This window comes from Bradyrhizobium ontarionense (assembly GCF_021088345.1).
Lineage (GTDB): Bacteria > Pseudomonadota > Alphaproteobacteria > Rhizobiales > Xanthobacteraceae > Bradyrhizobium > Bradyrhizobium ontarionense.
In genome coordinates, this window is record NZ_CP088156.1 from 8,003,196 (window position 1) to 8,015,849 (window position 12,654).

Annotated in this window: 12 protein-coding genes; 5 read left to right on the forward strand and 7 right to left on the reverse strand. The window is 64.5% G+C overall.

All coding sequences use genetic code 11. The features are described from left to right. Nucleotides 1–371: 371 nt before the first annotated feature. From LQG66_RS35200 to LQG66_RS35210, 3 genes are all read left to right on the forward strand, one after another. Nucleotides 372–1,064: a PilZ domain-containing protein gene (locus LQG66_RS35200; protein WP_231320580.1), complete on the forward strand. Its 693-nt coding sequence runs from the start codon at nt 372–374 to the stop codon at nt 1,062–1,064. Nucleotides 1,065–1,229: 165 nt separating this feature from the next. Further along, a complete protein-coding gene (locus LQG66_RS35205) occupies nt 1,230–1,385 on the forward strand; it encodes a hypothetical protein (protein ID WP_231320588.1) in 156 nt (51 codons plus the stop codon). A 286-nt stretch (nt 1,386–1,671) separates the two neighbouring features. Continuing rightward, the gene (locus tag LQG66_RS35210; protein ID WP_231320598.1) at nt 1,672–2,601 is read left to right on the forward strand and encodes an aspartyl/asparaginyl beta-hydroxylase domain-containing protein; all 930 of its coding nucleotides are present in this window, start codon (nt 1,672–1,674) and stop codon (nt 2,599–2,601) included. A 111-nt stretch (nt 2,602–2,712) separates the two neighbouring features. Here the strand turns inward: LQG66_RS35210 and LQG66_RS35215 are convergent, their stop codons facing one another. The 5 genes from LQG66_RS35215 to galE all read right to left on the reverse strand — a co-directional run bounded on the left by LQG66_RS35215 (nt 2,713) and on the right by galE (nt 8,654). Beyond that, on the reverse strand, nt 2,713–3,519 hold the full coding sequence (locus LQG66_RS35215; RefSeq protein WP_231320600.1) for a hypothetical protein: 807 nt from the start codon (nt 3,517–3,519) through the stop codon (nt 2,713–2,715). Between the two features lie 211 nt (nt 3,520–3,730). Beyond that, nucleotides 3,731–4,033: a hypothetical protein gene (locus tag LQG66_RS35220; RefSeq protein ID WP_231320608.1), complete on the reverse strand. Its 303-nt coding sequence runs from the start codon at nt 4,031–4,033 to the stop codon at nt 3,731–3,733. A 962-nt stretch (nt 4,034–4,995) separates the two neighbouring features. Next, on the reverse strand, nt 4,996–5,700 hold the full coding sequence (locus LQG66_RS35225) for a fumarylacetoacetate hydrolase family protein (RefSeq protein WP_231320610.1): 705 nt from the start codon (nt 5,698–5,700) through the stop codon (nt 4,996–4,998). 32 nt (nt 5,701–5,732) lie between these two features. Then, entirely contained in the window at nt 5,733–7,538 is a 1,806-nt protein-coding gene (locus LQG66_RS35230; RefSeq protein ID WP_231320612.1) for an ABC transporter ATP-binding protein, read from the reverse strand. Nucleotides 7,539–7,640: 102 nt separating this feature from the next. Next, nucleotides 7,641–8,654, reverse strand: coding sequence for a UDP-glucose 4-epimerase GalE (galE, locus tag LQG66_RS35235; protein ID WP_231320614.1), 1,014 nt, complete (start codon nt 8,652–8,654; stop codon nt 7,641–7,643). 131 nt (nt 8,655–8,785) lie between these two features. Between galE and LQG66_RS35240 the strand changes: the two genes are divergently transcribed. Next, nucleotides 8,786–9,832, forward strand: coding sequence for a glycosyltransferase family 4 protein (locus tag LQG66_RS35240; RefSeq protein WP_231320616.1), 1,047 nt, complete (start codon nt 8,786–8,788; stop codon nt 9,830–9,832). On the opposite strand, the gene LQG66_RS35245 is transcribed toward LQG66_RS35240, so the two are convergent. Both LQG66_RS35245 and waaF read right to left on the reverse strand, forming a co-directional pair. After that, nucleotides 9,814–10,359, reverse strand: coding sequence for a D-glycero-alpha-D-manno-heptose-1,7-bisphosphate 7-phosphatase (locus LQG66_RS35245; protein WP_231320617.1), 546 nt, complete (start codon nt 10,357–10,359; stop codon nt 9,814–9,816). The genes LQG66_RS35240 and LQG66_RS35245 overlap by 19 nt on opposite strands. Nucleotides 10,360–10,377: 18 nt before the next feature. Next, entirely contained in the window at nt 10,378–11,487 is a 1,110-nt protein-coding gene (gene waaF, locus LQG66_RS35250; RefSeq protein WP_231320619.1) for a lipopolysaccharide heptosyltransferase II, read from the reverse strand. A 147-nt stretch (nt 11,488–11,634) separates the two neighbouring features. Between waaF and rfaD the strand changes: the two genes are divergently transcribed. After that, nucleotides 11,635–12,615: an ADP-glyceromanno-heptose 6-epimerase gene (gene rfaD, locus LQG66_RS35255; protein ID WP_231320628.1), complete on the forward strand. Its 981-nt coding sequence runs from the start codon at nt 11,635–11,637 to the stop codon at nt 12,613–12,615. Nucleotides 12,616–12,654: the final 39 nt, after the last annotated feature.

Sequence of the window (12,654 nt, forward strand, 5' to 3'; positions counted from 1 at the left end):
ACCGCAGCCCCGCAAGGCCGACGGCGCGTGCCTGGGTCTGCGCGCTCCGCACGAAAGCTTGCCCGCGGCCGGCGCTCGACCATGCCGGGCGGAAGGCGCTGCGTGTCGCGCCCCCGTATTCGGACGGCTCCGCATTTTCAGGAAGCGGAAACGGGTTGGACGTACGATTCCGTTGAGCGGGAATTCTGTCCCGGGAATTCAGAGTTCCTTAGTTTTTTGCGCGCAGGGTCCGCGCATGACGACCGGCATATCTCTTTTCGACAGTTTCGATTCGAAATACACGCTAAGATTGCAATTAGTGTGCCGTACCGCTTTTGGGGGCGGGCGATGACCGGCCTGGAGGACCTGATTGTTTGGAGGGGAGGCGTGCAATGTCAGTTGCCCGATTCCTGAAGCAGCGCGCCGTCAGGATCCAGACGGTGGGATCCTACATCCTGCCGAACTGGTATGACCCGGAGGGACGGCTGCGCTCCTTCGCCTGTCGCACGACGCGCGTGTCGCCGTTTCGTGCGCTGCTCGACGTGCCCGTCGTCGGCAAGGTCGGTGATCGACTGACCTCGTATTTCCGCGAGTTCGGCAAGTTCGAGGGCGAGATCAGCGACACCGTCCACGGCGGCTTTCTGCTCGAGCTGGAAATGACGCGTGCCGAGCGCGCCAAGCTTGCCGAGAAGCTCGTCTGGCTGGAGAAGAAGCACAAGGATCCGACGGTCCGCGACGGGCGCGCGGATACGCGCTACGTGCCGAACACGGCGCATTCCGCGCTGACAATGGCGGACGGCAGGATCATGTCCTGCTTCGTGATCGACGTGTCGATGTCGGGCGTCGCGGTGTCGGCGGAGATCCAGCCGGAGATCGGCACGCCGCTGGCGGTGGGCAGCTGTGTCGGTCGCGTCGTCAGGCATTTCGACGACGGCTTCGCCGTGAAATTCGTCGATCAGCTGGCGAGCGCGCACGATCTCGAGCGGCGCGTCATCAGGCCGCCGGTCCACCCGGCGCGACATCGGTCCACGGCGCATGCGGACGAGGGCCGCACCGAGACGGGCGAGGACTTCTTCATGGTGTGATTGCGGCGCTCGCGTGTCGCGACGCTCACATGCGCGGTTTCGCGTATTGGGCGCGGCTTCGAATCGGGGCATGGGAACTGGCAACCCTCCGCACGGTTAACGCGGTGTTAAGCGACATCGTGAAAGCTTGCGATGCCGGGTGCGCATGCCAGGAGGACCATTGCCATGGAAGCCCAGAAGACCGCGGTGGACGCCATCGTCGCCCTCACGGGTTGCGATCGCGATGCTGTTGCCGGCTTCATCCGGCGCATCTATCAGACCGGCGTCCGCGATCCCAAGCGGCTGACCTTCAAGGGCCTGCAGGAGATGAGCCGCGGCTGATGAGCTGGCGACCTTTGGCTGCCGGGCATCTTGGCAGCCGACCCTTGCGAGCCGACCCTCGGTAGCCGGCGGGCCGCCTGGGCCAGGCTGTTGCAGCCCGGTCACGCCTGACGATGTTCAGCACCGGAATCCGTTCACAACTGTGCTGCGGGGGGATGCAGCCTGCCGGGCTTCCGGCTATGTTTGCATCCTGTGGCTGCATCAGATGATCGTCCTTTGACCCGTATTGCGTGGTGAGGCGGTTCTGTGCGTGAAGCTCTGAGCGGCCGGATCATGGGACCCGGAGATGCTGAGACAGCTTTTTGCACCCCAGCTCGTTGCCCTCTACATCCTGATCGGCGCAACGATCTACGTTCACTTCCGCGGCAAGCAGCGCTTGCGCCTCGCCCGCCAGCTCGGCGACCACTCGACCTACCTCGCCCCGTACAACGTGCTGATGTATGCGGGCTCGGCGGTGCCCAACATGCCGGTGATCCCGGTCGAGCAGTTTCCGGAGCTGAAGACGCTGACGGAGAATTGGCAGGATATCCGCGAGGAGGCGGTGCGCCTGTTCGACGAGGGTTTCATTCGCGCCGCCGCGGCCAACAATGATTGGGGCTTCTACTCGTTCTTCAAGAGCGGCTGGAAGCGCTTCTATCTGAAATGGTACGACGACTTCCTGCCGTCGGCGCGCACGCTGTGCCCGAAGACGGTGGAGCTTCTGAACGCGATTCCGAACGTGCACGGCGCGATGTTCGCGATGCTGCCGCCCGGCGGCAAGCTCGGCGCCCACCGCGACCCCTTCGCCGGCTCGCTGCGCTATCATTTGGGGCTGGTCACGCCGAACTCCGACAAGTGCCGCATCGTCGTCGACGGCGTGCCTTGCGTCTGGCGCGACGGCGAAGCCTTCATGTTCGACGAGACCTTTATCCACAGCGCCGAGAACTTAACCGAAATCAACCGCATCATCCTGTTCTGCGACGTCGAGCGTCCGATGAAGCTCGGCTTCATCGCGGCGATCAACCGCTGGGTCAGCCACCACATCGTCAAGGCCTCGGCGACGCAGAACGTCGACGGCGAGCACGTGGGTGTGCTCAACAAGGTGTTCGGCAAGCTGTACGAGTTTCACCTGGCGACGCGCAAGGTGAAGGCGTGGAATCGGACGGTGTACTACGCGGCGAAGTACACGCTGACGGTGATGATCGTTGGCGCGATCGTGGTGTCGGCGTTTCGGTGAGGGGGGAGGATAGAGTAGGGCGGATTAGCGCAGCGTAATCCGCCGACTTGTTTCACGGATGGACGACGGGGTACGCCGACGGCCAACCTGTCCTACGCTTGCTGACAGAACTTATTTGTCGGCAAAGGAATCCAGCAGCGACCGAAACCGCCTTCTGATCTCGTCTGCCTGATAAAGATATTTGCGGCTGAAGTCTAAAGTCAGGACGCCCCATTGAGCCCCGGTCGGTTCCGCGATCGTGCAGCCAAGTGTCTTGCTCGCGATCTTGTCACAGGCAAAAAGCAAAGGGCCTTCGGTTGTATCCTTGAGATAAAGCTCGTGAGTGGCAGTCTCACATAGTCTGTATCCGGATTCGACCGGGCTGAAGACACCCGCTCCATTGTCGGCACACCAGCGAGTCCATTCAACCTGCCTTGCGGACAAATCCAGTTCCTTCTGCCAGCCGCGGATTGTCGCGTTCATCTGATCTCCATGTCCGCCGAAATGAGGAGGCTTCAGGAATTTGTCGGCGTTGTTCGCTGACCTCGGCACCAGATCGGGAAGCAGGACGTGAATCTCGAAGGTCGTATTTTTGGTCGGATCAACATCTGGCCTGTCTAAATCGACCAGATAGTTGCGTGGGATCTTGTAAGTTTTGTTACCAAAAGCGATCGGAATTGGCCTGGTATCGAGAGATGGATACTCTCGGAATAGCTCTTCATCAGACGCGTGCCTGTTGACCATCTCCAGAACGGACTCGTGCTTCTCGAGCAACGGATCACGTTTGGCGGAGTGATAGAAAGATCTGTGGCCGAGGAAGAGTCCTGCGATTACCGCAATCACAATGGCTAAGCCGACCACGCACTTCGTCAGGCCGGGAGTTTGGGTGCCGGGGGTAATGCGGGCCGTGCCATATTGCCTTTGTCCAAACTCAGCCATATCCCTGGTCCCACTTGCTGGTCTTGGCAAACCCTTGCTTGTTTGCGTTGTATCTTTAGTCGACGGTTAGTACAGCCAGCGCTGAACTTCGGTTAAGGGAGGATGTCCGCGATCGGCCAAACCGGGCATCAAAATCACGATGCCGAAGTCATGGAAGCTCGTCCGCAGCCGTATCCGATGCACCTTTTCGCTTTGCGTTGATCATGGCGCTTCAATCAAAATCCATTCTGCCGATGACGCCAAGAAACCTGCCGCCAAAGAAAGACACGGTAAGCATCATGAGATGCGTCGTCGCGGAGGGAGTAAAATCCTGCTTGTCTTGAACGTGCTCAAACCCGATCAGCCCCAGTCCAAAGATTGCTGCGCAAAGTGCGGGCCAAAGCGCACGCCGCCGCGCTGCGATCCTTTTGGCCGGGGCAGCCCACCGAGAATTCCGCGATAGATCGCTGGATCGACGAAACGATACTTCGGTACTCAAGATGATGACGACCAAACAGACAGTGAGGAAATACACCAGGCGCTGTCCTTAAATGCCAACGGTCGTAGGCGAGCCAATAGCCTGAATTGATTGCTTTGACCTTAAGAGAATACCGACAAGGCCGTATCGAAGCGCTAGTCCGAAACACGTCAGGGGCAGCGCGGTGCTCTGGCTCGGCGGGCAAACCACCTCCGTCAACTGAAATCCTGTCAAGAAATTCTGAAAAACAAAACAGCTTGGCAAATTCGAAAAATCAGCATTATTGTCCCGCTCATCCCGTTGCACGGTAGGGGACGGTTCGCGGTCGTCACGGACGTTGGCAGCGGGAGGCGGTGGACGCGGGCGGGCGCAGTGCTGTTGGCACGGACGAACGTTGGCCTGCGGACGGTGAAGGCGTGTGGTTCCGATACTCCGATGCTAGTATCCAGCGCGATGCGCGCGAGCGCATTGCGCGACATGGTGGCCAGAAAGCCCGGCGCACCAGGAAGAGCACGCTATAGCCTGTTAAAACCATCGCGCGGGGAGGGCCGGGTGTTTTTGGCCAGACCTGTGGTACCTGCCGCCTGCATTTTTTGCTGCAGGCGGGCCACGGGCGCGGCCAGCGCCCGGCCTTCCTCGCGCCCTCCACTTTCGAGGGCGGGATTTTCGGGCACAGCTCGGGCGCGGAATGCGTCGCGAGAGCGCGGATGCTCATGCTTGGTCTATCGACATGCTGTTTGAGATTGTGGATCAGACGATGTGGTGAGCTCATGCTCATGCGGCAGCGCGCGGATGCGCGCGTGCCTGTTTTATCGTTGAGCGCAGCTGCTGCCACGACGGCGGTGAGCTCCCCTCCCCGCAAGGGGGAGGGGAGTGGACTATCCGCGGCGCGGACGACCGGGTCGCCTTCGGGCAGGACGATCAACGAAGTCGATCAACGAAAAAGGCCGCGCATGGCGCGGCCTCTTGAAAGCGATGTCTTTGGCGGTCAGGCCGCTGCCTTCAGGCAGCGAGCCACTTTACGCCACCGCCGGGCCGATCGACACCTTCAGCGTGCCGACGCCGTCGACGCCGCATTCGATCTTGTCGCCGGCCACGACCGCGGCGACACCCGCGGGGGTGCCGGTCATGATGATGTCGCCGGCGCCGAGCTCGACCTGCTGCGACAGCTTCCAGATAATCTCGGGCACGTTCCAGATCAGCTCGGAGAGGTCGCCCGTCTGCTTCTCGGTGCCGTTGACCGACAGCCAGATCTTGCCCTTCGCCGGATGGCCGATCTTGGCCGCGGGCTGGATGGCGGAGCAGGGTGCGGAATGGTCGAACGACTTGCCGACTTCCCACGGGCGCTGCATCTTGCGGGAGGCGAGCTGCAGGTCGCGGCGGGTGAGGTCGATGCCGACGGCGTAGCCGTAGACGTGGTCGAGCGCCTTGTCGGACGGGATATTCAGGCCGCCGCTCTTGAGCGCGACCACCAGCTCGACCTCGTGATGCATGTCCTTGGTGAGCGGCGGATAGGGGATGACGGCGCCGTCCGGCTCCAGCATGTCGGCATGCTTGGCGAAGAAGAACGGCGGATCGCGCTCGTCATTGCCCATCTCGCGGATGTGCTCGAGATAGTTGCGGCCGACGCACCAGATGCGGCGGACCGGGAACACGCCGGCCTCGCCGACGACGGGAAGCGAAGGCTGCGGCAGGGCCGGGATGACGAAGGACGTGGCGCTCATGAAATGATCTCGGTGCGGCTATGAGGTTCGGTTCAGGACGTCGCGCTCATCGGGATGACGACAGGCCCCATGTCGCGCTGTTGCAGGCGGAAGAACGAAGCATAGCGGCCGCCACGGCGCAACAGATCGTCATGCCGGCCGCGCTCGACGATGTCGCCGGCCTCGACCACCAGGATGGCGTCGGCGTTCATGATCGTGTGCAGGCGGTGCGCGATCACGATGGTGGTGCGGTTCTGGCAGAGGTGCTCGATGGCCTCCTGGACCTGCCGCTCGGATTCGGAATCGAGCGCGGCGGTGGCCTCGTCCAGCAGGATGATCGGGGCATTGCGGATCAGCGCGCGGGCTACGGCGATGCGCTGGCGCTGGCCGCCCGACAGCTGCGTGCCGTGCTCGCCCACGGGCGTGTCGTAGCCGAGCGGGAAGCTCATGATGAAGTCGTGGGCGCAAGCGGCTTTGGCCGCGTCGACGATCTCGGCCTCGGTCGCGCCGGGCTTGCCGAAGGCGATGTTGGCGCGGACCGTGTCGCGGAACAGGTAGACGTCCTGGCCGACATAGGCGGCCTGCTCGCGCAACGAGCGGCGCGACACCTGCGCGATCGACTGGCCGTCGATCAGGATGTCGCCTTCGCTCGCCTCATAGAACCGCAAGAGCAGCGCCAGCACCGTCGACTTGCCGCCGCCGGACGGGCCGACCAGCGCGGTGACCTTGCCGGGCTCGGCCGTGAAGCTCATGCGGTTGAGCACGGGCTCGTTGTTGCGATAGGCGAAGGAGACGTCGCGCAGCTCGATCTTGGCCTGCGTCAGCTTCAGCGCCGGCTTGTCGTCGTCCGGCTGCTCGCTGGCCGGGGTGTCCACCACCTCGAGCAGCATGCGCGCGCCGACCAGCTGGCTGTTGAGGTCGATGTTCAGCCGCGCCAGCCGCTTGGCCGGCTCGGTCGCCATCAGGAAGGCGGTCATGAAGGAGAAGAACTGGCCGGGCGTGGCGTTGAGCGCGACCACGGCATAGCCGCCATACATCAGGCAGCCGGCGACGGCGAAGCCGCCGAGCATCTCCATCAGCGGGTTCGAGCGGTTCGAGACGCGCGCCATCTTGTTGGCGTTGCGCTCGACGATCGCGATGTTCTCGTCGATGCGCGCCCGCATCGCTTCTTCCAGGGTGAAGGCCTTGACGGTGCGGATGCCCTGCAGCGATTCCTGCATGGTCTCGAGGATGTCGGCGGTGCCGGTGAACTGGTTGTAGGCGAGGCCCTTGATGCGCTTGACCAGCTTGCGCAGCACCAGCATCGCCGGCGGGACGGCCACCAGGCCCAGAAACGACATCAGCGGGTCCTGTGCCACCATCACCACGATCATGCTGATCAGCAGCAGGAGATCGCGGCCGATCGCGTTGATCAGCATGTTCAGGACGTCGGTGATCGACTTGGCGCCGGCGGTCAGGCGGGCCAGGAATTCCGACGAATGGCGCTCGGAGAAGAAGCCGATGCTCTCGCTCATCAGCTTGGCGAACAGGGCGCGCTGGTTGCTGGCGAGGATCGCGTTCGAGATCTTCGACAGGATCACCGCGTAGCCGTAAGTGCTCACGCCCTTGACGAACAGCAGCAGCACGGTGACGCCGGAGAGCACGGCGATGCCGGGCACGCTCTTCTCGACATAGGCCTTGTTGATCACCTGTCCGAGGATGTAGGCGGCGCCGGCGCTCGCGCCGGCCGAGACGGCCATCAGCGCAAAGGCCGTCAGATAGCGCCGCCAGTACAGGATGCCCTGTTCCATGACGAGGCGCCGGACCAGAATCGCGGCACCATAGGGGTCGTCGGTGATCTTCTTCGGAAAGCTGGCCATTCTGGTCCCTGGCCGCCGGGACAAATCGCCGGGCGGACAGGAGTGCTTGCCCGCTCGGGGCGGCTTTTTCAAGCCCCCCGAGGACGGGCTAACTCGTTGATTCTAGGCGGAGGCCTGCTGCAGCGCGCCGCTGTGGCGTTCCAGGAACAGTTTCTCTTCCCAGGCGAGCGCATGCGCGGCGATCGTTTCCAGATTGTCATAGGCCGGAGCCCAGTCGAGCAGCGCCCTGATACGGCTGGTATCGGCGACCATGGCCACGATGTCGGCCGGGCGCCGTGCTGCGTATTGAACCGGGATCGCGCGGCCGGAGACGCGCCTGACCGCTTCGATCGTTTCCAGCACGGAGTAGCCGCGGCCATAACCACAATTCAACGTGACCGAGCTGCCGCCGGTGCGCAAGTAAGCCAGGGCGGCGCGATGCGCCTGCGCGAGATCGCTGACATGGATGAAATCGCGGATGCAGGTGCCGTCGGGCGTCGGATAGTCGGTGCCGTAGACGTCGATCTTGGCCCGCTGACCCGTCGCCACCTCCATCGCGATCTTCATCAGATGCGTTGCGCCGACGGTGGCAAGCCCGATGCGGCCTTGCGGATCGGCGCCGGCGACGTTGAAGTAGCGCAGCACGACGTAGTTCAGGTCGTGCGCGGCCGCGACATCGTGCAGCATGATCTCGGCCATCAGCTTCGAGGTGCCGTAGGGCGAGGTCGGCCGCGTCGGTGCGGTTTCAGGTACCGGAACGTCGTCCGGATTGCCGTAGACGGCGGCGGTCGAGGAGAAGATGAAGCGGCTGACGCCGCGCTTGACCGCCGCGTTCAGCAGGTTGCGTGTCGTCACCGTGTTGTTGCGGTAATACAGCAGCGGGTCGCGCAACGAATCCGGCACGACCACGGATCCCGCGAAATGGATGATGCTGTCGACGCCGTGCTGGCTGATGACGCCATCCACGAGATTTTCGTCGCCGGCATCGCCGATGAACAGCGGCACGCTGTCCGGCAGGAAGCCGGAAAACCCGGTCGAGAGATTGTCGATCACCACCACGCTTTCGCCGGCCTCGGCCAGCGCGAGCACCATATGGCTGCCGATATAGCCGGCGCCGCCAGTCACCAGTACGGTCATTGTTTGACACGATCCCTGTTTATTTTGGCCGACGCTAACGCGGCTGGGGTGAAGGACCTGTTTCACCGGGCGCGAACTGGCGGCAATGCCTAATGTTGCGTATAGGGAACCGCTGCAATTGGAGTGAGTTTGTGCCCGCCAAGCCGTTTTCCGCCGCCGATCTCGACGTGATCGTGCCGAACCTGCACCGGCGCTATTCGGGCGTGACGGCGACCAACCGGATGGTGGCGCCGAAGCTCGCTGCCCGCGTGCGCGCCGCCTGGCTCGGCACCTACGCGCCGGAGGGAATTGCGCAGATCGGCGCCCCCGATTTGGTGAAGCTATGGGGCCGGCGCCGGCCGCTGATCTGGCACGCGCGGCGCAACAACGAGATGATCGCAGGCGTGCTGCTGCGTGCGCTCGGCTGGCCTTTGAAGCTGGTGTTCACGTCTGCCGCGCAGCGCCATCACAGCTGGATCACGCGCTGGCTGATCCGCCGCATGGATGCGATCATCGCGACCAGCGACATCTCGGCGTCCTATCTCAAGCGCGACTCGACGGTGGCGACACATGGTGTCGACACCGAGATCTATGCGCCGCCGCCGGACCGCGCCGCGGCTTTCGCCGAGAGCGGACTGCCGGGCAGATACGCGATCGGCTGCTTCGGTCGCGTGCGCGCGCAGAAGGGCAGCGACGTGTTCGTCGCCGCGATGTGCCGGCTGCTGCCGCGTTTTCCGGATTTTTCAGCCGTGCTGGTCGGCGCCGTGACGCCGGAGCAGATGCCGTTCGCGAGCGAGCTGAAAAAGCAGATCGCGGCCGCGGGCCTGGAGCAGCGCATCGTCATCACCGGTGAGCTCGACATTGCCGAGGTGCAGCGCTGGTACCAGCGCCTGACGATCTACGCGTTCACCTCGCGCAACGAAGGTTTCGGCCTCACGCTGATCGAGGCGATGGCCGCAGGTGCAGCGCTGGTCGCCGCGCGCGCCGGGGCGGCCGAGATCGTGGTCGAGGATGGCGTGAGCGGCGTGCTGGTGCCGCCGGGCGATGTCGATGCGCTGGTCGCGGCGCTCGAGCCGCTGATGCGCGATCCAGCCGCGGCGCTCGCGATGGGGGAACGGGGGCGGGCGCGCGTCGTCGCCCAGTTCAGCCTCGATGCCGAGGCGGACAAGATCGCAGCCGTCTATCGCCGGCTGGTCTGAGCCATGACGTCCGTCACGAACGCGTCGAGGTCGCCGCCCGCAAACAGGAAGCCGGGCAGGCCGGCCGCTTCGGCAGCCGCGATGTCGGAGGCGCGGTCGCCGATCACGAAGCTGCCCTCGCGCCTGACGGGCCAATGCTGCATCAAATCGAGGATCATGCCCGGCGCCGGCTTGCGCCAGGGATGCTCACGCAGATAGCGCTCGACCGAGCCTTCGGTGTGAAACGGGCAATAGCGGATGTCGTCGATGACGGCACCTTGCGCCGCGAGCTCGGACAGCATCCAGTCATGCAGGGTCCGGACATCGTCCTCGCTGAACAGGCCGCGCGCGACGCCGGATTGGTTGGTGAACAGGAAGACGTGGTAACCGGCCTCGTTCAGCCGCCGGATCGCCTTCGCCACGTTCGGCATCCAGCGGATGCGGTCGCGGCTGCCGATGTAGTCGTCGTCGTGGTTGATGACGCCGTCGCGGTCGAGGAAGGCGGCCGGCTTGAGCGCGGCGCCGTCGAGACTCTGTTCGTTCGTCAACTCGGGCCTCGTCATGCCTCAACTGCCGCGATGATCTTCGCCGCGATCGGCTGCACTCGCAAGCTCATGCGTCGCGCGTGCCGCCGCGTCGGCCAGCACCCGCTGCGCGATGGCGGCAACGTCCGTTGCCGGGATGTCGCGCATGCAGCGGTGGTCGTTCATCCGGCAGACCGGGCGATGGCAGGGCTGGCAGGCGACCGGCGTCCTGGTCTGCACGGTCGCAGCGAGCCCGTTCAACGGTGCCCAATGGTAGGGGCTGGTGGGGCCGAAGATGCCCATGGTCGGCGTGCCCAGCGCGGCGGCGATGTGCATCAGGCCCGAATCATTGGAGATCGCGACGCCGGCGGCGGCCATCGCCAGGATGCCGTTGCGGAGGTCGGTCCCGGTGAGGTCGCGCACCGCGGGGCCGCCGGTGGCGATGATCTCGGCGGCGAGCGCCTTCTCGCCGGGGCCGCCGACCACCCAGACGTCGAGTCCGGCCGCGAGCAGCAGCCGTGCCGCCTCGCCGTAATAGGGCCAGCGCTTGGCGGCGCCGACCGACCCCGGCGCCAGCGCCACGGCCGGACGGCTGCCCAGGCCGTTGGCCTCACGCCAGCGCGCGACCTCCTCCGGCGGCACCCGCAGCTGCGGGACGGGCCATTCCGGCGGCAGCGGCGCGCGGTCCGACAGGGCCAGCGCGGCATTCTTGTCGATGAAGCGGGGCAGCGCCTTCTCGCCCCAGCGCCAGCGATTGAGCAGCCCGAAGCGGAACTCGCCGACGAAGCCCACCCGTTCCGGAATGGCGGCGAGGGCGGGCGCCAGCGCCGACTTCCAGGTCCGCGGCATGACCAGCGCGGTCCGGTAGTGCCGCTCGCGCAAAAGGCTGGCGAGTTGCCATTGCCGGGCCAGCGCCAGCCGGCTGCGCGGCAGGTCCCAAACGATGCCGGAGCGGACGCCGGGCATGTAATCGACCAGCGGCGCGCACAGCGAGGTCACCAGCAGATCGACCGGTCGGTTCGGCCAGCGTTCCTTGAGCACCCGCACCACGGTGTGGCCGCGAACGAAATCGCCGATCCACATATAGGGGATGATCAGGATCGGGCTGGTCTCTGCAGCATCCACCTCGATCATTGCTGAATTTGAATTCATTCTTTAATCGTCCAGCTCCGGGGCGCTGGGTAGCCGCTCGGCCGCTGAAGGTAAAGTGGCCGGGCGGACCATCACCAAAGCGCTTACACTTTGCCCCCGCATGCGCTACGCGAAGGCCGGGTTTTTCGGATCAGGGCGGGTAACAGAATGTTGCTGGTGACCGGCGGTGCCGGGTTTATCGGATCGAATCTGGTCGCGGCGCTGAACGACGCCGGCCGTACCGATGTCATCGTCTGCGATAGCCTGGGCAGTGAAGGCAAATGGCGCAATCTCGCCAAGCGGCAGCTTGCCGACGTGGTGCCCCCGTCCGAGCTGAGCGGATGGCTGAAGGGCCGCCGGCTCGACGCCGTCCTGCACATGGGCGCGATCTCCGCGACCACGGCCACCGACGGCGATCTCGTGATGGAGGCCAACTTTCGCAGCTCGCTGCGCCTGCTCGACTGGTGCACGGCGAATGCCACGCCCTTCATCTACGCCTCTTCGGCCGCGACCTATGGCGACGGCGCGCAGGGGTTCCAGGACGATCCGTCGCTCGCGGCGCTCAAGACGCTCCGGCCGATGAATCTCTACGGCTGGAGCAAGCATCTGTTCGACATGGCGATCGCCGCGCGCGCCGAGCGCGGCGAGAGGCTGCCGCCGCAATATGCCGGATTGAAGTTCTTCAACGTGTTCGGTCCCAACGAATACCACAAGGGATCGATGATGAGCGTGCTGACTCGCCGCTTCGGCGACATCAAGGCGGGGCACACCCTCCAGCTGTTCAAATCGCATCGGGACGGGATCGCGGATGGCGACCAGCGTCGCGATTTCATCTATGTCGATGACGTCGTGCGCGTGATGATGTGGCTGCTGGGCTCGCCTTCCGTCTCCGGGCTCTTCAACGTCGGCACGGGCGCGGCCCGCAGCTTCAAGGACATGATGCTCTCGGCCTATGCCACGCTCGGAGCAGCGCCCCGGATCGAGTACGTCGACATGCCCGAAGCGATTCGCGGCAGCTACCAGTATTTCACCCAGAGCAAGGTCGACCGGCTGCTGGCCGCCGGCTACAACGGTGGCTTCACGCCGCTCGAGGATGCGGTGGCCCACTATGTCCGAGGCTATCTCGATTCCGCCGATCGCTTCCGCTAGAGCATGATCGTGACCATGCGTGCCGGATGTCCGTCCAAG

Coding starts and splice junctions, on each gene's coding strand:
- LQG66_RS35225 (WP_231320610.1), bottom strand. CDS start 5,700: ATGAGCGCCACGTCCTTCGTCATCCCGGCCCTGCCGCAGCCTTCGCTT.
- waaF (WP_231320619.1), bottom strand. CDS start 11,487: ATGAATTCAAATTCAGCAATGATCGAGGTGGATGCTGCAGAGACCAGC.
- rfaD (WP_231320628.1), top strand. CDS start 11,635: ATGTTGCTGGTGACCGGCGGTGCCGGGTTTATCGGATCGAATCTGGTC.
- LQG66_RS35230 (WP_231320612.1), bottom strand. CDS start 7,538: ATGGCCAGCTTTCCGAAGAAGATCACCGACGACCCCTATGGTGCCGCG.
- LQG66_RS35210 (WP_231320598.1), top strand. CDS start 1,672: ATGCTGAGACAGCTTTTTGCACCCCAGCTCGTTGCCCTCTACATCCTG.
- LQG66_RS35215 (WP_231320600.1), bottom strand. CDS start 3,519: ATGGCTGAGTTTGGACAAAGGCAATATGGCACGGCCCGCATTACCCCC.
- LQG66_RS35200 (WP_231320580.1), top strand. CDS start 372: ATGTCAGTTGCCCGATTCCTGAAGCAGCGCGCCGTCAGGATCCAGACG.
- galE (WP_231320614.1), bottom strand. CDS start 8,654: ATGACCGTACTGGTGACTGGCGGCGCCGGCTATATCGGCAGCCATATG.
- LQG66_RS35205 (WP_231320588.1), top strand. CDS start 1,230: ATGGAAGCCCAGAAGACCGCGGTGGACGCCATCGTCGCCCTCACGGGT.